Consider the following 19,601-nt stretch of genomic DNA (forward strand, 5'->3'; position numbering starts at 1 on the left):
GCTATCAAGGCAGCTTGGACTGCGCGACGTGCTTGAGCAGGTCGGCCACGGAGGCGTCCATCACGTCGGTGAAGGGCTTGGGATCCAGGCCCATCCACAGCACGGCCAGGGCCAGCAGCGTGAGCATGAGGAATTCGCGGCCGTTGATGTCCGTCAGTTCCTCCACGTGCCTGTTGCCCGGTGCGCCGAGGTACACGCGCTTGTACATCCAGAGGGTGTAGGCGGCGCCCAGGATCAGCGCGACGGCGGCCAGCAGGCCGATCCAGAAGTTGGCCTTGACGGCGGCCAGGATCACCATCCACTCGCCGACGAAGCCGGCGGTGGCCGGCAGGCCGCAGTTGGCCATGGCGAACAGCAGCGCGAAGGCCGCGAACTTGGGCATGGTGTTGACCACGCCGCCGTAGTCGGCGATCTGGCGCGAGTGCACGCGGTCGTACAGCACGCCGATGCACAGGAACATGGCGCCCGAGACGAAGCCGTGCGCGATCATCTGCACGATGCCGCCGGCCACGCCCAGGTCGTTGAAGATGAAGAAGCCCAGCGTGACGAAGCCCATGTGCGCCACCGACGAGTAGGCCACCAGCTTCTTCATGTCCTTCTGCACGATCGCCACCAGGCCCACGTAGATCACCGCGATCAGCGACAGCGCGATCATCAGCCAGGCCCATTCGCGCGAGGCGTCGGGCACGATGGGCAGCGAGAAGCGCAGGAAGCCGTAGGCGCCGAGCTTCAGCATGATGGCCGCCAGCACCGCCGAACCGCCGGTGGGCGCCTCCACGTGCACGTCCGGCAGCCAGGTGTGGACCGGCCACATCGGCACCTTCACCGCGAAGGCGGCGAAGAAGGCGAAGAACAGCAGCGTCTGCGCCGTGCCCGCCAGCGGCAGCCTGTGCCAGGCGGCGATGTCGAAGCTGCCGCCCGCGGCGTTGTACAGGTAGATGAACGCCACCAGCATCAGCAGCGAGCCGAGCAGCGTGTACAGGAAGAACTTGAAGGCCGCGTAGATCTTGTTGGGGCCGCCCCAGATGCCGATGATCAGGTACATCGGGATCAGCGTGGCCTCGAAGAACACGTAGAACAGCATGCCGTCGAGCGCGCAGAACACGCCGATCATCAGGCCCGAGAGGATCAGGAACGCGCCCATGTACTGGTTCACGCGCTCGGTGATCACCTCCCAGGCCGAGATCACGACGATCACGGTGATGAAGGCCGTCAGCAGCACGAACCACATCGACAGCCCGTCCACGCCCAGGTGGTAGTGGACGTTGAAGCGCTCGATCCAGGGGCTCTTCTCGACGAACTGCATGGCCGAGGTGCCGTTGTCGAAGCGCGTCCAGACCGGCAGCGTCACCAGGAAGCTGACGATCGAACCCGCGAGGGCGATCCAGCGCACGCCCCGTGCCCACGCGTCGCGGCCGAAGGCCAGCAGCACCACGCCCACGGCGATCGGCAGCCAGATGGCAAGGCTCAGCAAACCCATTTTTCTTGTTCTCCAGCGGCGCCGTTCAACGCTTGAACCAGACGAAGTACGTCATCAGGATGAAGATGCCCAGCAGCATCGCGAGGGCGTAGTGGTAGATGTAGCCGGACTGGAACCAGCGGATCACGCCGGCCAGCCGCCCCACCACCTTCCACGAGCCGTTGACCACGGCGCCGTCGATCAGCGCCTGGTCGCCGCCCTTCCACAGGCCGGTGCCCAGCGCGCGCGCGCCGCGGGCCAGCACGTTCTCGTTGAACCAGTCCATGTAGTACTTGTTCTCGAGCAGGCGGTACACCGGGCCGAAGGCGCGCTTGATCGCGGCCGGCAGCGCCGGGTTGACCATGTACATGTACCAGGACAGCACCACGCCGGCCAGCGCCAGGTACAGCGGCAGCGTGTGGATGGAATGCAGTGCCATCGCCACGGGGCCGTGGATCATCTCGCGCAGTTCCCCCATGGCGGGGTGGCGCGCCAGGTCGACGACGATGGAGTCCTTGAAGAAGTCGCCGAACAGCATCGGCATCAGCGTGAAGAAGCCGATGATCACCGACGGGATCATGAGCAGCACCAGCGGCAGCGTCACGACCCAGGGCGACTCGTGCGGCTTGTGGTCGCCCTGGCCATGATGGCCGTGGTCGTCGTGCGCGTGGTGGTCGTCGTGGTGCGCCTCCGGGTTCTGGTCGTAGCGCTCCTGGCCGTGGAAGACCAGGAAGTACAGCCGGAACGAATAGAAGGCCGTGACGAACACGCCCGCCAGCACCGCGAAGGAGGCGAAGCCGGCCGCCGGCAGGTGGCTGGCGTGCACCGCCTCGATGATCGCGTCCTTCGAGTAGAAGCCCGAGAAGAAGGGCGTGCCGATCAGCGCCAGAGAGGCCAGCAGGAAGGTGATCCAGGTGATGGGCATGTACTTGCGCACGTTGCCCATCCAGCGGATGTCCTGGTTGTGGTGCATGCCGATGATCACCGAGCCCGCGCCCAGGAACAGCAGCGCCTTGAAGAAGGCGTGCGTCATCAGGTGGAACACCGCCACCGAGTAGGCCGAGGCGCCCAGCGCGACCGTCATGTAGCCCAGCTGCGAGAGCGTCGAATAGGCCACCACGCGCTTGATGTCGTTCTGGATGATGCCCAGGAAGCCCATGAACAGCGCCGTGATCGCGCCGATGACGAGGATGAAATTCAGCGCCGTGTCCGACAGCTCGAACAGGGGCGACATGCGGCTGACCATGAAGATGCCGGCCGTCACCATCGTCGCCGCGTGGATCAGCGCGGAGATCGGCGTCGGGCCTTCCATCGAGTCGGGCAGCCACACGTGCAGCGGGAACTGCGCGCTCTTGCCCATGGCGCCGATGAAGAGGCAAATGCAGATGACGGTGATCAGCAGCCAGTCGGTGCCCGGGAAGCCGATGGCGCCGAGTTCGTCCGCCTTGGCGAAGACCTCGCCGTAGTTCAGCGTGCCGGCGTAGGCGGCGATCAGGCCGATGCCGAGGATGAAGCCGAAGTCGCCGACCCGGTTGACCAGGAAGGCCTTCATGTTGGCGAAGATGGCCGTCGGCCTGTTGTACCAGAAGCCGATCAGCAGGTAGGACACCAGGCCCACCGCCTCCCAGCCGAAGAACAGCTGCAGCAGGTTGTTGCTCATGACCAGCATGAGCATCGAGAAGGTGAAGAGGGAGATGTACGCGAAGAAGCGGTTGTAGCCCTCGTCCTCCTCCATGTAGCCGATGGTGTAGATGTGCACCATCAGCGACACGAAGGTCACGACGCACATCATCATGGCGGTGAGGCCGTCGATCAGGAAGCCGACTTCCATCTTCAGGCCGCCGACGACCATCCATTCGTAGATCGTCTCGTTGAAGCGCGCGCCGTCGAGGGCGACGCTCCTGAGCGTCATCGCCGAGATCACGAAGGCGATGAACACGCCCAGGATGGTCAGCGAGTGCGAGGCCCTGCGGCCCAGCAGGTTGCCGCCGAGCTTGGTGCCGAAGATGCCGGCCAGCACCGAGCCCGCCAGGGGGGCGAGCGGCACGGCCAGCAGGGTGGATGCGGACAGGGTGGTACTCATGATCGGGCGCTCACCCCTTCAGTTCGTCGAGCTGCTCGACGTCGATGCTGGACTTGTTGCGGAACAGCAGCACGAGCAGCGCCAGGCCGATCGCCGACTCGGCCGCGGCCACGGTGAGGATGAAGAACACGAAGATCTGGCCGTGCATGTCGCCCAGGTAGTGCGAGAAGGCGACGAAGTTCATGTTGACCGCCAGCAGCATCAGCTCGATGCACATCAGCAGCACGATCAGGTTCTTGCGGTTGAGGAAGATGCCGATCACCGCCAGCGCGAACAGGATCGCGCCGAGCGACAGGTAGTGGCCGAGGGTGAGGGTCATGCTTTCTTCTCCGCTTCGGCCGGCTGCTCCGGCGCGGGCGGCGGCGCCGCACGGGTGACGTCCACCTTGACCACCGCCAGGCGGTCCTCGGCGCGCACGCGCACCTGGTCCTTGACGTCGATGAACTTGCTGTCCTTGCGGCGGCGCAGGGTCAGGGCGATGGCGGCGATCATCGCCACCACCAGGATCACGGCCGCCACCTGCACCGGATAGACGTATTCGCTGTAGAGCAGCAGGCCCAGCGCCTTGCTGTTCGAGCCGCCCGCCGCCGCGGCCTGCAGGGCCGGATCGGGCACGATGCCCTGGCCGCGGAAGCCGCCCATCAGCACCCAGGCCATCTCCAGCGCGATCACCGTGCCGACCAGCGCCGCCATCGGGAAGTGCCTCCAGAAGCCCTGGCGCAGGCTGTCGACGTTGAGGTCCAGCATCATCACCACGAACAGGAACAGCACCATCACCGCGCCCAGGTACACCAGCACCAGCACGATGGCGAGGAACTCGGCCTTGAGCAGCAGCCACACGGCCGCCGCCTGCGAGAAAGCCAGCATGAGATAGAGCACGGCGTGCACGGGGTTGCGTGCCGTGACGACCCGGAAGGCCGCGAACAGCAGCACCGCCGAGAAGAGGTAGAAGAAGCCGGTCTGGGCCATGGGATGTTCTTGTCGTGTGCGGGGCCGGCGGATCAGCGATAGGGGGCGTCGGCCGCCTTGCTGGCCGCGATCTCTTTCTCGTAGCGGTCGCCCACCGCGAGCAGCATGTCCTTGGTGAAGTACAGGTCGCCGCGCTTCTCGCCGTGGTATTCGAGGATGTGGGTCTCGACGATCGAGTCGACCGGACAGCTTTCCTCGCAGAAGCCGCAGAAGATGCACTTGGTCAGGTCGATGTCGTAGCGCGTGGTGCGGCGCGAGCCGTCGTCGCGCACGGCCGACTCGATGGTGATGGCCACGGCCGGGCACACCGCCTCGCACAGCTTGCAGGCGATGCAGCGCTCTTCGCCGTTCTCGTAGCGGCGCAGCGCGTGCAGGCCGCGGAAGCGCGGCGACAGCGGCGTCTTCTCTTCCGGGAACTGCACGGTGACCTTGCGGCGCAATGCATAGCGGCCGGTGAGCGCCATGCCCTTGAAGAGCTCCACCAGCATGAAGCTCTTGAAGAAGTCCTTGATCGAAAAGCCGGCGGGGGCAGCCACTGCTGTCATGACGGTTTTCTCCCTTATTTCCAGATGTTCCAGGGCGTCTGCATCCAGCCCCCGACCACCAGCAGCCACACCAGGGTGACCGGGATGAAGATCTTCCAGCCCAGACGCATGATCTGGTCGTAGCGGAAGCGCGGGAAGGTGCCGCGGATCCAGATGAAGAGCGACACCACGAAGCAGGTCTTCAGGCCCAGCCAGATCCAGCCGGGGATGAAGTCCAGGAAGCCCACCGGCGGCAGCCAGCCGCCCAGGAACATGAGCGCGGCCAGGATGGACACCAGCCACATGCTGGCGTACTCGGCCAGGAAGAAGATGGCGAAGCCCATGCCCGAGTACTCGACCATGTGGCCGGCCACGATCTCGGCCTCGCCCTCCACCACGTCGAAGGGGTGGCGGTTGGTCTCGGCCACGCCGGAGATCAGGTAGACCAGGAAGATGGGCAGGAGCGGCAGCCAGTTCCACGAGAGGAAGTCCAGCCCCATGTTCGCGCCCATGCCCCTGCCCTGCGCGGCGACCACCTCGCCCAGCTGCAGGCTGCCCGAGACCATGATGACGACCACGAAGCAGAAGCCCATGGCGATCTCGTAGCTGACCATCTGCGCCGAGGCGCGCAGCGCGCCCAGGAAGGCGTACTTCGAGTTGGAGGCCCAGCCGGCGATGATCACGCCGTACACCTCGATCGAGGTGATCGCCATGATCAGCAGCAGGCCGGCGTTGACGTTGGCGATGACCGCCTCCGGCCCGAAGGGGATGGCGACCCAGGCGGCCAGCGCCGGCATGATGGCCATGATGGGCCCGAGCCGGAACAGCCCCTTGTTGGCGGCGGTGGGGTTGATCAGCTCCTTGGTCAGCAGCTTCAGCGCATCGGCGATGGGCTGCAGCAGGCCGAAGGGGCCGACCCGGTTGGGGCCGTGGCGCACCTGGATCCAGCCGAGGAACTTGCGCTCCCACAGCGTCAGGTAGGCCACTGCGCCCAGCAGGGGCAGCAGCACCGCGACGATCTTGATGAGGGACCAGACCACCGGCCAGCCGGCGCCGGTCCACCAGGCGGCGTCGCTCAGCCCGAGGCCGGCGTTGTACAGCGCGTCGATCATGCCGACACCTCCTCGGCCACGGCGTCGCGCGCCTGGCGGGCGTCGGCCGTCAGTTGCAGCGACGGCGCACGGCGCACCAGGCCGTCGAGCTGGTAGATCGAGGCCACCGCGGGCGCCGCCGTGCCGGCAGCCGCCGGCGGGGTCGACAGGTCCACGCCTTCCACGGCGTTGCTCAGGCGCTCGGCCGGCAGGTGGGTGGCGTCGGCGGGCAGCGCGCCGCGCACCCGGGCCAGCACGTCCTGCGCCGTCTCGTCGTCGAAGCCGCCCAGGCCCAGCATGTTGCCGAGCACGCGCAGCACCTTCCAGGCGGGGCGCGCCTCGCCGCGCGGGCGCACGACGGCATGGAAGCTCTGAATGCGGCCCTCGGCGTTGACGAAGGTGCCGGGCGTCTCGCTGAACGGTGCGATGGGCAGCAGCACGTCGCTGAACTCCAGGTTCGCCTTGAAGGCGTTGAGCGAGACGACCATCTGGGCTTTGCCCAGCGCATCGGCGGCAGCGCGGCCGGCGGCGGAATCGAACACCGGCTCGGTGCCCAGCAGCAGCACGGCCTGCAGGCCGCCGGCGAGCATCTGGCCGGCGTTCAGGCCGCCCTCGCGCGGCTCGGCGCCGACCCACTGCGCGCCCACGGTGTTGGCGGCCTCGGTGAGGTAGCCGACGCTGGCACCGGTCTGTTCGCCGATCCATTGCGCCCAGGCCAGCAGTTGCGGCGCGCGGGCATGGTGCGCGGCGGCGTTGCCCAGCAGCACGGCCTTGCGTTCGCCGCCCAGCAGCGACTTCGCCATGGCGCGGGCGCCGTCGGTGGCTTCACGGGCCTGCGGCGCCGCGATGCCTTTCTCCGCGGCGATGGCCGACGCCAGCACGGCCAGTTCGTCTTCCCAGGCCTCGAAGCCGGCCGTGCGCACATGCGCCAGCGGCATGGCCCAGGCTTCGGGCGAGTGCAGCTCGCGGCCGGACACGACGGCGCTCACCTGCGCGCCCTTGCGCACCGACTGGCGGATGCGCTGCGCGAACAGGGGATGGTCCTTGCGCAGGTTGGAGCCGATCACCAGCATGCGCTGCAGGTCCGACAGCGAGGCGATGGAGGTGCCCAGCCAGCGCACGCCCGGGGCGGCGCCGAACTCGGCACGGCGCAGCCGGTGGTCGATGTTCTCGCTGCCCAGGCCGCGCACCAGGGCGCCGGCCAGGGCCAGTTCCTCCAGCGTGCTGTGCGGGCTGACCAGCGCCCCGATGGACGAGGCGCCGTGCTCGGCCTGGATCTGCTTGAAGCCGCTGGCCACGTACTCCAGCGCGGTCTGCCAGTCCACGGCCTGCCACTGGCCGCCCTGCTTGATCATCGGCTGCGTCAGGCGCTCGTCGCCGTTCAGCGCCTCGTACGAGAAGCGGTCGCGGTCGGCGATCCAGCACTCGTTGACGTCCTCGTTCTCCAGCGGAACGACGCGCATCACCTGGTTGCTCTTGACCTGGACGATCAGGTTGGCACCGGCCGAGTCGTGCGGGCTGACCGACTTGCGGCGCGACAGCTCCCAGGTGCGGGCGCTGTAGCGGAAGGGCTTGCTGGTGAGCGCGCCGACCGGGCAGATGTCGATCATGTTGCCCGACAGCTCCGAGTCGACGGTGTCGCCCACCACGGTGGTGATCTCGGAGTGCTCGCCCCGGTTGACCATGCCCAGCTCCATGATGCCGGCCACTTCCTGGCCGAAGCGCACGCAGCGGGTGCAGTGGATGCAGCGGCTCATCTCCTCCATGGAGATCAGAGGCCCGACGTCCTTGTGGAAGACGACGCGCTTTTCTTCCTCGTAGCGCGAGGCGGAGGCGCCGTAGCCGACGGCCAGGTCCTGCAGCTGGCACTCGCCGCCCTGGTCGCAGATGGGGCAGTCCAGCGGGTGGTTGATCAGCAGGAACTCCATCACCGACTTCTGCGCCTTGACGGCCTTGTCGGAATGGGTGCGCACGATCATGCCCTGCGTGACGGGCGTGGCGCAGGCCGGCATCGGCTTGGGCGCCTTCTCCACGTCCACCAGGCACATGCGGCAGTTGGCGGCGATGGAGAGCTTCTTGTGATAGCAGAAGTGCGGGATGTAGGTGCCTGCCTTGTCGGCCGCATGCATGACCATGCTGCCTTCGGCGACTTCGACCTTCTTGCCGTCGATCTCGATTTCAACCATGTCTCGTCCCGATCAGGCCTTGGCCGCCGCGCCGGTGGCGCTTTGCGCCGGGATCAGCGCCTCGAACTCGTGGCGGAAGTGCTTGATCATGGCGCGCACCGGCATGGCCGCCGCGTCGCCCAGCGCGCAGATGGTGCGCCCCATGATGTTGTTGGCCACCGAATCCAGCAGCTCCATGTCGCTGGGCCGGCCCTGGCCCGCGTGGATGCGGTCCACCAGGCGCCACAGCCAGCCCGTGCCCTCGCGGCAGGGGGTGCACTGGCCACAGGACTCGTGCATGTAGAAGTACGACAGCCGCTTGAGCGACTCGACCATGCTGCGCGAGTCGTCCATCACGATGACGGCGCCCGAGCCCAGCATCGAGCCGGCCTTGGCGATGGCGTCGTAGTCCATCGTGCACTCCATCATGATGGCCGCCGGCAGCACCGGCGCGGACGAGCCGCCCGGGATCACCGCCTTGAGCTGGCGCCCCTTGCGCACGCCGCCCGCCAGCTCCAGCAGCTTGGAAAAAGGCGTGCCGAGCGGGATCTCGTAGTTGCCCGGCTGCTCCACGTCGCCGCTGACCGAGAAGATCTTGGTGCCGCCGTTGTTCGGCTTGCCGCACTCCAGGTAGGCCTGGCCGCCGTTGCGGATGATCCAGGGCACCGCCGCGAAGGTCTCGGTGTTGTTGATGGTGGTCGGCTTGCCGTACAGGCCGAAGCTGGCCGGGAACGGCGGCTTGAAGCGCGGCTGGCCCTTCTTGCCTTCCAGCGACTCGAGCAGCGCGGTTTCCTCGCCGCAGATGTAGGCACCGAAGCCATGGTGCGCATGCAGCTGGAAGCTGTAGCCGCTGCCCAGGATGTTGTCGCCCAGGTAGCCCGCCACCCTCGCCTCTTCCAGGGCCGCCTCGAAGCGCTCGTACACCTCGAAGATCTCGCCGTGGATGTAGTTGTAGCCGACGCTGATGCCCATGGCGAACGCCGCGATCGCCATGCCCTCGATGACGATGTGCGGGTTGTACATGAGGATGTCGCGGTCCTTGCAGGTGCCCGGCTCGCCCTCGTCGGAGTTGCACACCAGGTACTTCTGGCCCGGGAACTGGCGCGGCATGAAGCTCCACTTCAGGCCGGTGGGGAAGCCCGCGCCGCCGCGGCCGCGCAGGCCGGAGGCCTTGACCTCGGCGATCACCTGGTCGGGCGTCAGTCCCTCGGTGAGGATCTTGCGCAGCGCCTGGTAGCCGCCGCGCGCCTCGTAGTCCTTGATCGACCAGTTGGTGCCGTCCAGCCCGGCATAGATCTGGGGCGTGACGTGGCGGCCGTGGAAGCAGGTCTGCACGCCGGTGGCGGCAAACTGCGAGAGGACTTGGTCGGGGGTCATCAGCGCTTCTCCCCTTCCGCGCCGGCGGCGCGCAGGCCATCCACCAGCTGGTCGAGCTTCTCGTCGCTCATGAAGCTGCACATGGTGCGGTCGTTGACCAGCATCACCGGCGAATCGGCACAGGCGCCCAGGCACTCGCTCTGCTGCAGCGTGAACAGGCCGTCGGGCGTGGTCTCGCCCATCTTGATGCCCAGCTTCTTCTCCAGGTGCACCAGGGCGCGCACGCCGTCGCGCAGCTGGCACGGCAGGTTGGTGCAGACGTTGAGCTTGTACCTGCCCACCGGCTGCTGGTTGTACATGTTGTAGAAGGTCGTCACCTCGCGCACGGCGATGTGCGGCATGCCCAGGAAGGCCGCCACGGCGGCCTCGTTCTCGTCGCTGATCCAGCCATGCACCTGCTGCACGATGGCCAGGCAGGCCATCACGGCCGACTGGCGGCCGGCGTCGTTGTCGGGGTACTTGGCGGTCTCGCGCGCGAAGCGGTCGAGCACCTCCTGCGGCAGCGCCGCGGGCGCCACCGGCGGGGTGTTGAGGGAGTCGCTCATCGGTCGATCTCTCCGAAAACGATGTCCAGCGTGCCGATGATGGCGACGGTGTCGGCCAGCATGTGGCCGCGCGCCATCTCGTCGAGCGCGGCCAGGTGCACGAAGCCCGGCGGACGGATCTTCAGGCGGTAGGGCTTGTTGGCGCCGTCGCTCACCAGGTAGATGCCGAACTCGCCCTTCGGGTGCTCGACGGCGGCATACGCCTCGCCCTCGGGCACGCGGAAGCCCTCGGTGAAGAGCTTGAAGTGGTGGATCAGCTCTTCCATGTTGGCCTTCATGGCCTCGCGCCTCGGTGCCGCGACCTTGTGGTTGTCGGTGATCACCGGGCCGGGGTTGGCCTTGAGCCACTTCACGCACTGCTGGATGATGCGGTTGGACTGCGCCATCTCCTCCATGCGCACCAGGTAGCGGTCGTAGCAGTCGCCCGTCTTGCCCACCGGGATGTCGAAGTCGACCTGGTCGTAGACGTCGTAGGGCTGCTTCTTGCGCAGGTCCCAGGCGATGCCGGAGCCGCGCAGCATGGGACCGGTGAGGCCCAGGTTGAGCGCGCGCTCGGGCGTCATCACGCCGATGCCCACCGTGCGCTGCTTCCAGATGCGGTTGTCGGTCAGGAGCGTGTGGTATTCGCCCAGGTAGACCTCGAAGCGCTTCGTGAAGTCCTCCAGGAAGTCCAGCAGCGAACCCTGGCGGTTCTCGTTCATGCGAGCGAGCGCCTTGGCGTTCTTGATCTTGCTGTGCTTGTACTGCGGCATGCTGTCCGGCAGGTCGCGGTAGACGCCGCCCGGACGGAAGTAGGCCGCGTGCATGCGCGCGCCCGAGACGGCCTCGTAGGCGTCGAACAGGTCCTCGCGCTCGCGGAAGGCGTAGATCAGGATGGTCGAGCTGCCGCAGTCGTTGCCGTGCGAGCCCAGCCACATCAGGTGGTTCAGCAGCCGCGTGATCTCCGCGAACATGACGCGGATGTACTGCGCGCGGATCGGCACTTCCAGGCCCAGCAGCTTCTCGATGGCCAGGCAGTACGCATGCTCGTTGCACATCATCGACACGTAGTCGAGACGGTCCATGTACGGCAGCGACTGGATGAAGGTCTTGTGCTCGGCCAGCTTCTCGGTGGCGCGGTGCAGCAGGCCGATGTGCGGGTCGGCGCGCTGCACGACCTCGCCGTCGAGTTCGAGCACCAGGCGCAGCACGCCATGCGCGGCCGGGTGCTGGGGCCCGAAGTTGAGCGTGTAGTTCTTGATTTCAGCCATGTTCGGTCACGAAGGTCGCGCGGCGCGCCTCAGTGCAGGCCTCCGTAGTTGTCCTCGCGGATCACGCGCGGCGTGACCTCGCGCGGCTCGATGGTCACCGGCTGGTAGATCACCCGCTGCAGCGATTCGTCGTAGCGCATCTCGACGTGGCCCGAGAGCGGGAAATCCTTGCGGAACGGATGGCCGATGAAGCCGTAGTCGGTCAGGATGCGGCGCAGGTCGGGGTGCCCCTCGAACACGATGCCGTACAGGTCGAAGGCCTCGCGCTCGAACCAGTTGGCCCCGGCCCACAGGTCGTTGACCGAGGCCAGCACCGGCAGGTCGTCGTCGGGGCAGAACACGCGCACGCGCAGGCGCTGATTGAGGCTCACCGACAGCAGGTGCGAGACGGCCGCGAAGCGCGGGCCTTCCCACACCTCGTCGCGCCAGCTGTGGTAGTCCATGCCGCACAGGTCGATCAGCTGCTCGAACCTGCAGGTGGGCTCGTCGCGCAGGATGCGCATGGCCTCGAGGTAGTGGGCGTGGTGCAGCACCACGGTCACCTCGCCCAGCGCGATGTCGATGGACTTGATCTTGTCGCCCAGGGCCGCCACGACGGCATCCTGGATGGCTTGCGGTTCGACGGCAAACGATGTCATGGATGTTCTTCCGAAGCGCCCGCTCAGGCCCGCGCGATGCTGTGGGTGCGGCGCACCTTCTGCTGCAGCTGGATGATCCCGTAGATCAGCGCCTCGGCCGTGGGCGGGCAGCCGGGCACGTACACATCCACCGGCACGATGCGGTCGCAGCCGCGCACGACGGAGTAGCTGTAGTGGTAGTAGCCGCCGCCGTTGGCGCAGGAGCCCATCGAGAGCACCCAGCGCGGCTCGGCCATCTGGTCGTAGACCTTGCGAAGCGCCGGCGCCATCTTGTTGCACAGCGTGCCGGCCACGATCATCAGATCGGACTGGCGCGGGCTGGCGCGGAACACCTCGGCGCCGAAGCGGCCGATGTCGTAGCGCGCCGCGGCGGCGTGCATCATCTCGACCGCGCAACAGGCGAGGCCGAACGTCATGGGCCACAGCGAGCCCGTCTTCGCCCAGTTCACCACCGCGTCGTAGGACGTGGTGATGAAGCCTTCCTTGAACACACCTTCAATGGCCATGGCCACACCTTCCTGTCGGTTTGAGCCCGAGCAACGTCATTCCCAGTCCAGGGCGCCCTTCTTCCACTCGTAGGCAAAGCCGACCACCAGGATGGCCAGGAACACCACGGCGGCCCAGAAGCCCAGCGGCCCCACGTCCTTGAAGGCCACGGCCCACGGGAAGAGGAAGGCGATTTCCAGGTCGAAGAGGATGAAGAGGATGGCCACCAGGTAGTAGCGGACATCGAACTGCATGCGGGCGTTCTCGAAGGCCTCGAAACCGCACTCGTAGGGGGAGTTCTTGGCCGCGTCGGGCCGGTTGGGGCCCAGGATGAAGCCCAGGACCTGGGGCAGGATCCCTATCGCGATACCGACCAGGATGAACAGCAGGACGGGCAGGTAGGAATCGAGGTTCATCGGGAGCTTTGACCGCTTGCAGCCGCGGCAAGGCGCCAGGCGGGCCTCCCTCGGCTGCAGATTGGTGCCGTCGGCGAGACTCGAACTCGCACAGCTTTCGCCACTACCCCCTCAAGATAGCGTGTCTACCAATTCCACCACGACGGCTAATTACGCGCTGCCTGGATGGCATGAGGAACTTCTCGTGAAGAAGTTGTTGGCTTTCCAGGCAGCCTTGTAGTTTACCCTGAAATCCGATGTGAATCAGGGTATGGAGTGCGCCGGCATGCACGCCGGCGACGCTTCACTTGCCCGGGATCTGCGCCGGGTTCGACGCCGGGGCCTCGGGCGCCGGCGTGGCGGGCGTGCCCGAGGGGATCTGCGAGGCCGGTGCCGGGGCGGCCGGCGCAGGCGCCGTGACCGGCGCGCGCTCCAGCAGGCTGTCGCCGCCGGTCGGGCGGCCGTGGCTGAGGTAGGCCAGCAGCAGCGTGCACACGAAGAACACGACGGCCAGCGCCGCGGTGGTGCGCGAGAGGAAGTTCGCGCTGCCGCTGGCGCCGAACAGGCTGCCGGCGCTGCCGCTGCCGAAGGCGGCGCCCATGTCGGCGCCCTTGCCGTGCTGGATGAGGATGAGGCCGACCATCGCGATCGCGGACAGCATCTGGACGGCCACCAGAATGTTCAGCATGACGTTCATTCGTTCAACTCCTAGAGCGGGGCGCGCCTTCAGGCGGCCGCCGCGATGATCTGCAGGAAATCCGGCGCCTTCAGCGAGGCGCCGCCGATCAGGCCGCCGTCCACGTCGGGCTGGGCGAGCAGGCTCGCCGCATTGGCCGCGTTCATGCTGCCGCCGTACAGGATGCGGATGCGCGCCGCGCCGTCGCCCGCGGCGTGGTGCAGTTGCGCGCGCAGCACGGCGTGCACCGCCTGGGCTTCCTCGGGGGTGGCGGTCTTGCCGGTGCCGATGGCCCACACCGGCTCGTAGGCGACCACGATCTCGGTGATGCAGTGGCCGTTGGCGTGGATGACGGCCGCGAGCTGGCGGCGCACCACCTCCGCGGTGTGGCCCGCCTCGCGCTCGGCCAGCGTCTCGCCCACGCACACGATGGGCGTGATGCCGGCGCCCAGCGCCGCGCCGGCCTTGGCCGCGACGGCGTCGTCGGACTCGCCGTGGTACTGGCGCCGCTCGGAATGGCCAACGATCGCGTAGCGCACGCCGAAGTCCTTGAGCATCGCCGCCGACTGCTCGCCGGTGTAGGCGCCCTGCGCATGCGCCGAGACGTCCTGCGCGCCGAGCGCGATCGGCGAGCCCGCCACCAGCGACTGCACCTGCGCCAGGTAGGGCGACGGCACGCACACGGCCACGTCGCAGCCGGACTGGCCCACGCCGGCGCGCAGCGCCTGCACCAGCGCCTCGTTCGCCGCGAGGCTGCCGTTCATCTTCCAGTTGCCGGCAATGAGTTTCTTCTTGGGAGAGGTCATCTCGGGTCTGTCCGTCACCAGGTCAGCACGATCTTGCCGATGTGCTGGTTGGATTCCATGAGCCGGTGCGCGTCGGCCGCCTGCGCGGCCGGCAGCGTCGAATGGATCACCGGCCGCACCGTGCCGGCCGCCAGCAGCGGCCACACGTGCTCGCGCAGCGAGCGGGCGATGCCGCCCTTGAAGGCGATGGGGCGCGGACGCAGCGTCGAGCCGGTGATCGCGAGGCGCCGGCGCAGCACCAGGCCCGCGTTGAACTCGGCGCGCGTGCCGCCCTGCACCGCGATGATGACCAGCCGGCCGTCCTCGGCCAGGCACTCGACCTCGCGCTTGACGTAGTCGCCGGCCACCATGTCCAGGATCACGTCCACGCCGCGCCCTTCGGTGCGGCGCCTGGCCTCCTCGGCGAAGTCGGCCGTGCGGTAGTTGACCGCATGGTCGGCGCCCAGCTTCAGGCAGGCGGCACATTTCTCTTCGCTGCCGGCGGTGGCGATCACGGTCGCGCCGAAGGCCTTGCCCAGCTGGATGGCGGTGACGCCGATGCCGCTGGTGCCACCCTGCACGAGCAGGACCTCGCCGCGCTGCAGGCGGCCCCGGTCGAAGACGTTGCTCCAGACGGTGAAGAAGGTCTCGGGCAGCGAGGCGGCCTCGACGTCGCTCAGGCCCTGCGGCACCGGCAGGCATTGCGCCACCGGCGCCACGCACAGCTCGGCGTAGCCGCCGCCGGCCACCAGCGCGCAGACGCGGTCGCCCACGCGCAGGCCCGCCTCGGCCAGGGCCTGCTCGTCGCCTGCGACGATCTCGCCCGCCACCTCCAGGCCCGGCAGGTCGGAGGCGCCGGGCGGCACCGGGTAGTTGCCGGTACGCTGCAGCACGTCGGGCCGGTTGACTCCGCTGGCACGCACGCGGATGAGCAGTTCGCCCGCGCCGGGCGCCGGATCGGGACGCTCGGCCAGGCGCAGCACCTCCGGCGCACCATAGGAAGCGATTTCAATGGCTTTCATGGTCTTTTCCGCCTGATGGATGGCCGCCCGCGTCCCGCCGGGACGCGGAGCCGGCCGGGTTCAACCCTGCTGCTCGCCGCCGGCCTCGCCAGCCTGCTGCTGTTGCTGCTGCGCGTCGGCATCCGCCGGCTGCGGCTCCGCCACACGCGGCTGGCGCTCCTCGCGCGGCGGGCGATCGCCACGATCGCCACGGTCGCCGCGGTCACCACGCTCGCCCCGTTCGCGGCGCTCGCCGCGGCCTTCGCGGTCCTCGCGCGGCGGGCGGTCGCCGTACTCGGGCATGCCGGCCGGGCGCTCGGCCAGCGCCTTCATCGACAGCTTGACGCGGCCCTTGTCGTCGGTCTCGAGCACCTTGACCTTCACGATCTGGCCTTCCGACAGGTAGTCGGTGACCTTCTCGACGCGCTCGTGGGCGATCTGGCTGATGTGCAGCAGGCCGTCCTTGCCGGGCAGCAGGTTGATCAGAGCGCCGAAGTCCAGGATCTTGGTGACCGGGCCTTCGTAGACCTTGCCCACCTCCACCTCGGCAGTGATCTCCTCGATGCGGCGTTTGGCCTCGTCGGCCTTGGCGCTGTCGTTCGAGGCGATGGTGATGGTGCCGTCTTCCTCGATGTTGATCTGCGTGCCGGTCTCCTCGGTCAGCGCGCGGATGGTGGCGCCGCCCTTGCCGATCACGTCGCGGATCTTCTCGGGGTTGATCTTCATGGTGAAGAGCTTGGGAGCGAAGCTGGAGATCTCGGTCTTCGCCTCGCCCATCGCCTCCTGCATCTTGCCCAGGATGTGCATGCGCGCTTCCTTGGCCTGTGCCAGGGCGACCTGCATGATCTCCTTGGTGATGCCCTGGATCTTGATGTCCATCTGCAGGGCGGTGATGCCGTTGGTGGTGCCGGCCACCTTGAAGTCCATGTCGCCCAGGTGGTCCTCGTCACCCAGGATGTCGGTCAGCACGGCGAACTTGTTGCCGTCCTTGATCAGGCCCATGGCGATGCCGGCCACGTGCGCCTTCATCGGCACGCCGGCGTCCATCAGCGACAGGCAGCCGCCGCACACGGAGGCCATCGACGAGGAGCCGTTGGACTCGGTGATCTCGCTGACCACGCGGATGGTGTAGGGGAACTCGTCCTTGCTCGGCAGGCAGGCCACCAGGGCGCGCTTGGCCAGGCGGCCGTGGCCGACCTCGCGGCGCTTGGTCGAGCCCATGCGGCCGACTTCGCCGGTGGCGAAGGGAGGCATGTTGTAGTGGAACAGGAAGCGGTCCTCGAACTCGCCGGCCAGCGCGTCGATGCGCTGCGCGTCGCGCTCGGTGCCCAGGGTCGTGACCACCAGCGCCTGCGTCTCGCCGCGGGTGAACAGCGCCGAGCCGTGGGTGCGCGGCAGCACCGAGGTGCGGATCTCGATCGGGCGCACGGTGCGGGTGTCGCGGCCGTCGATGCGCGGCTCGCCGTCCAGGATCTGGCTGCGCACGATGCGCGCCTCGGCCTCGAACAGCAGGTCGCCCAGCTTGGCCTGGTCGACCTCGACGCCCTGGGCCGCCAGTTCCTGCGCCACGGCGGCGCCGGCCTCGCGCAGGGCCTGGGTGCGGGCCTGCTTGCTGCGGATCTGGTAGGCGGCGCGCAGCTTGGGTTCGGCGACGGCGTTCACCTTGGCGATGAAGTCCTCGTCCTTGGCGGCGGGCACCCAGGTGCCGTTCTCGGTCCACAGCGGCTTGCCGGCATCGCGGGTCAGCTCATGGATGGCCTCGATGGCGATCCTGCCCTGCTCGTGGCCGAAGACCACGGCGCCGAGCATCACTTCCTCGGGCAGCTGCAGCGCCTCGGACTCGACCATCAGCACGGCGGCCTCGGTACCGGCGACGACCAGGTCCATCTGCGACTCGGCACGGGCGGAGCGGGCCGGGTTCAGCACGTACTCGCCGTTGATGTAGCCCACGCGGGCGGCGCCGATGGGGCCGTTGAACGGGATGCCCGAGATCGACAGCGCGGCGCTGACGGCGATCATGGCGGCGATGTCGGCGTCGACTTCCGGATTCAGCGAGACGGTGTGGATGACCACGTGCACCTCGTTGAGGAAGCCTTCCGGGAACAGCGGGCGGATCGGGCGGTCGATCAGGCGCGCGGTCAGCGTCTCCAGCTCGCTCGGCTTGGCCTCGCGCTTGAAGAAGCTGCCGGGGATCTTGCCGGCGGCGTAGGTCTTCTCGATGTAGTCCACCGTCAGCGGGAAGAAGTCCTGGCCGGGCTTGGCCGACTTGGACGCAACCACCGTGGCCAGCACCACGGTGCCCTCGATGTCCACCAGCACGGCGCCGGTGGCCTGGCGGGCGATCTCGCCGGTTTCCATGACGACGGTCCTGCCGCCCCACTGGAAGGTCTTGGTGACTTTGTTGAAGAGGCTCATGTTTGCTCCTTGATGAATAGCAGGCCGCGCAGGGCCCGCGGGCGTTGGAGCGCAATCCGGAACACGATGCCATTCCAGCGGAGCCCGTCACGGGCGCCCTTGGAATGACACAGCTTCGATCCGTCTCGCGGGCTCCGAAGTGAAAAACGCCTGAGCTAGCAGGCTAACTCAGGCGTTCTTGCAATGGAATTCGGCTTACTTGCGCAGGCCCAGCTTGGCGATCAGCGCCGTGTAGCGGTCGGCGTCCTTGGCCTTCAGGTAGTCCAGCAGCTTGCGGCGGCGGCTCACCATGCGCAGCAGGCCGCGGCGGCCGTGGTGGTCCTTGGCGTGCGTCTTGAAGTGCGGGGTGAGTTCGTTGATGCGGGCGGTCAGGATGGCGACCTGGACTTCCGGGCTGCCGGTGTCGTTGGCCGCGCGGGCGTTGTCCTTGACGATTTCCGCCTTCTTGTCGGATGCGATCATGTGAAATTTCCCGTTCCAAAGATGTTTGACTTGCGGCGCGCGCTGGAACTGAACGCGCCGTGCGTGTCTGCGAAAAGCAGAGCCCGGGGATTATATGCCGGGTTGCCCGTCCAGCCAGTGGCGCAGCCGCCGCACGCCTTCTGCCAGCCGCCGGGGCTCCTTCGAGGCGAAGCACCAGCGCAACCAGCCCTGCGCCTCCGGCGCGAAGGCGTTGCCGGGCGCCAGGCCCAGGCCGGCTTCGGTCACCAGGCGCTTGGCGACGTCGAGCGAATCGGGAAAACCGTCCAGCTGGAAGAAGGCGTACATGCCGCCGCGCGGCGGCTGCACGCGCACGCCGGGCACCTCGGCCAGCAGGGGCAGCAGGGTGTCGCGGCAGGCCTTCAGGTGGGCGACGACCCGGGGCGTGATCTCGGACGCGTGCGCCAGGGCCGCCAGCCCGGCGCGCTGGGTGAACACGCTGGTGCAGGAGGTGTTGAACTCGATCAGCTTGCCCATGGCGTCGACGCAGTGCGGTGGCAGCACCAGCCAGCCCAGCCGCCAGCCGGTCATCAGGAAGCTCTTGGAGAAGCTGTGCGCGACCACCAGCCGGTCCTGCGGCGTGGCGATGTCGAGGAAGCTCGGCGCGCAGGCCTTCGGCGTCGGCTCGAAGTACAGGCGCTCGTACACCTCGTCGGCCAGGATCCAGGTGCCGGTGGCGCGGCAGTGGTCGAGGATGGCCTGCTGTTCCTCGCGCGCGAGCGTCCAGCCGGTCGGGTTGTTGGGCGCGTTGAGGATCAGCAGGCGCGTGCGCTGCGTCACCGCGGCGCGCAGCGCGTCCAAGTCGAGCGACCAGGCGCCCTGCTCCGCCCGCAGCGGCACGGTGCGCACCGCGGCGCCCAGGATGGCCGGCTGCGCCGTGAGGTTGGGCCACACGGGCGTGACGGCCACCACCTCGTCGCCCGCATCCACCAGCAGTTGCACCGCCAGCATCAGCGCGCTGACGCCGCCGGAGGTGACGGCGATGCGCTCGGCGCCGACCTGCGGGTGCAGCCCCGAAAGGTAGTCCGCGATGGCCTCGCGCAACTCGGGCAGGCCCAGGTTGTGGGCGTAGAAGGTCTCGCCGCGCTCGATGGATTCCACGGCGGCGCGGCGGATCGGCTCGGGCGTGACCTCGTCGCTCTCGCCGAACCAGAAGGCCAGCACGTCATCGCGGCCGAGGCCGGCGTTGGCGACTTCGCGGATCCTGGAGGCTTCGAGCTGTTCGACGGCGTGGCGCATGGGTGGAAGAAAAAAGATGTGAT

General features: G+C 68.0%; 19 protein-coding genes and 1 tRNA gene. All 20 read right to left on the reverse strand.

Annotation, left to right across the window (positions count from 1 at the left end; translation table 11 throughout):
- Positions 1 to 4 precede the first annotated feature (4 nt).
- The 20 genes from Q392_RS14095 to Q392_RS14190 all read right to left on the reverse strand — a co-directional run bounded on the left by Q392_RS14095 (position 5) and on the right by Q392_RS14190 (position 19,578).
- Positions 5 to 1,480: an NADH-quinone oxidoreductase subunit M gene (locus Q392_RS14095; RefSeq protein ID WP_038208674.1), complete on the reverse strand. Its 1,476-nt coding sequence runs from the start codon at positions 1,478 to 1,480 to the stop codon at positions 5 to 7.
- Positions 1,481 to 1,505: 25 nt separating this feature from the next.
- On the reverse strand, positions 1,506 to 3,542 hold the full coding sequence (nuoL, locus tag Q392_RS14100; protein WP_038208677.1) for an NADH-quinone oxidoreductase subunit L: 2,037 nt from the start codon (positions 3,540 to 3,542) through the stop codon (positions 1,506 to 1,508).
- 10 nt (positions 3,543 to 3,552) lie between these two features.
- On the reverse strand, positions 3,553 to 3,861 hold the full coding sequence (gene nuoK / locus Q392_RS14105) for an NADH-quinone oxidoreductase subunit NuoK (RefSeq protein ID WP_038208680.1): 309 nt from the start codon (positions 3,859 to 3,861) through the stop codon (positions 3,553 to 3,555).
- Positions 3,858 to 4,511, reverse strand: coding sequence for an NADH-quinone oxidoreductase subunit J (locus Q392_RS14110; protein ID WP_038208683.1), 654 nt, complete (start codon positions 4,509 to 4,511; stop codon positions 3,858 to 3,860). Before Q392_RS14110 ends, nuoK begins: the two co-directional genes overlap by 4 nt.
- A gap of 32 nt (positions 4,512 to 4,543) precedes the next feature.
- Positions 4,544 to 5,056, reverse strand: a complete 513-nt coding sequence (gene nuoI, locus Q392_RS14115) for an NADH-quinone oxidoreductase subunit NuoI (protein WP_038208686.1) — start codon at positions 5,054 to 5,056, stop codon at positions 4,544 to 4,546.
- 14 nt (positions 5,057 to 5,070) lie between these two features.
- A complete protein-coding gene (nuoH, locus tag Q392_RS14120; protein WP_038208688.1) occupies positions 5,071 to 6,147 on the reverse strand; it encodes an NADH-quinone oxidoreductase subunit NuoH in 1,077 nt (358 codons plus the stop codon).
- Positions 6,144 to 8,312 carry an NADH-quinone oxidoreductase subunit NuoG gene (nuoG, locus tag Q392_RS14125; protein WP_038208691.1) on the reverse strand — a complete coding sequence of 723 codons (2,169 nt, stop codon included), beginning with the start codon at positions 8,310 to 8,312 and terminating at the stop codon, positions 6,144 to 6,146. Before nuoG ends, nuoH begins: the two co-directional genes overlap by 4 nt.
- Positions 8,313 to 8,324: 12 nt before the next feature.
- Positions 8,325 to 9,668, reverse strand: a complete 1,344-nt coding sequence (gene nuoF, locus Q392_RS14130) for an NADH-quinone oxidoreductase subunit NuoF (RefSeq protein ID WP_038208694.1) — start codon at positions 9,666 to 9,668, stop codon at positions 8,325 to 8,327.
- On the reverse strand, positions 9,668 to 10,213 hold the full coding sequence (gene nuoE, locus Q392_RS14135) for an NADH-quinone oxidoreductase subunit NuoE (protein ID WP_051953468.1): 546 nt from the start codon (positions 10,211 to 10,213) through the stop codon (positions 9,668 to 9,670). The genes nuoF and nuoE overlap by 1 nt, the downstream gene beginning before the upstream one ends.
- Complete coding sequence (locus tag Q392_RS14140) at positions 10,210 to 11,463, reverse strand: NADH-quinone oxidoreductase subunit D (protein ID WP_038208697.1); 1,254 nt, start codon at positions 11,461 to 11,463, stop codon at positions 10,210 to 10,212. The genes nuoE and Q392_RS14140 overlap by 4 nt, the downstream gene beginning before the upstream one ends.
- A 29-nt stretch (positions 11,464 to 11,492) precedes the next feature.
- Positions 11,493 to 12,101 carry an NADH-quinone oxidoreductase subunit C gene (locus Q392_RS14145; protein WP_038208700.1) on the reverse strand — a complete coding sequence of 203 codons (609 nt, stop codon included), beginning with the start codon at positions 12,099 to 12,101 and terminating at the stop codon, positions 11,493 to 11,495.
- A 23-nt stretch (positions 12,102 to 12,124) separates the two neighbouring features.
- Positions 12,125 to 12,607, reverse strand: coding sequence for a NuoB/complex I 20 kDa subunit family protein (locus tag Q392_RS14150; protein WP_038208703.1), 483 nt, complete (start codon positions 12,605 to 12,607; stop codon positions 12,125 to 12,127).
- Between the two features lie 36 nt (positions 12,608 to 12,643).
- Positions 12,644 to 13,003, reverse strand: coding sequence for an NADH-quinone oxidoreductase subunit A (locus Q392_RS14155; RefSeq protein ID WP_038208706.1), 360 nt, complete (start codon positions 13,001 to 13,003; stop codon positions 12,644 to 12,646).
- A 62-nt stretch (positions 13,004 to 13,065) separates the two neighbouring features.
- Positions 13,066 to 13,150, reverse strand: a tRNA-Leu gene (locus tag Q392_RS14160).
- 136 nt (positions 13,151 to 13,286) lie between these two features.
- Positions 13,287 to 13,679, reverse strand: coding sequence for a preprotein translocase subunit SecG (gene secG, locus Q392_RS14165; RefSeq protein ID WP_038208709.1), 393 nt, complete (start codon positions 13,677 to 13,679; stop codon positions 13,287 to 13,289).
- Positions 13,680 to 13,708: 29 nt separating this feature from the next.
- Complete coding sequence (tpiA, locus tag Q392_RS14170; protein ID WP_038208711.1) at positions 13,709 to 14,464, reverse strand: triose-phosphate isomerase; 756 nt, start codon at positions 14,462 to 14,464, stop codon at positions 13,709 to 13,711.
- Positions 14,465 to 14,478: 14 nt separating this feature from the next.
- The gene (locus tag Q392_RS14175) at positions 14,479 to 15,465 is read right to left on the reverse strand and encodes an NAD(P)H-quinone oxidoreductase (RefSeq protein WP_038208714.1); all 987 of its coding nucleotides are present in this window, start codon (positions 15,463 to 15,465) and stop codon (positions 14,479 to 14,481) included.
- 60 nt (positions 15,466 to 15,525) lie between these two features.
- On the reverse strand, positions 15,526 to 17,859 hold the full coding sequence (gene pnp, locus Q392_RS14180; RefSeq protein WP_038208717.1) for a polyribonucleotide nucleotidyltransferase: 2,334 nt from the start codon (positions 17,857 to 17,859) through the stop codon (positions 15,526 to 15,528).
- Between the two features lie 195 nt (positions 17,860 to 18,054).
- Positions 18,055 to 18,321 (reverse strand): 30S ribosomal protein S15, encoded by a 267-nt coding sequence (gene rpsO / locus Q392_RS14185; RefSeq protein WP_038208720.1) that lies wholly within the window; start codon positions 18,319 to 18,321, stop codon positions 18,055 to 18,057.
- Between the two features lie 90 nt (positions 18,322 to 18,411).
- Positions 18,412 to 19,578 carry a pyridoxal phosphate-dependent aminotransferase gene (locus Q392_RS14190; protein WP_038208723.1) on the reverse strand — a complete coding sequence of 389 codons (1,167 nt, stop codon included), beginning with the start codon at positions 19,576 to 19,578 and terminating at the stop codon, positions 18,412 to 18,414.
- Between the last annotated feature and the right edge of the window lie 23 nt (positions 19,579 to 19,601).

The sequence above is a fragment of the Xenophilus azovorans DSM 13620 genome, from assembly GCF_000745855.1.
In the GTDB taxonomy this organism is placed as follows: domain Bacteria; phylum Pseudomonadota; class Gammaproteobacteria; order Burkholderiales; family Burkholderiaceae_C; genus Xenophilus; species Xenophilus azovorans.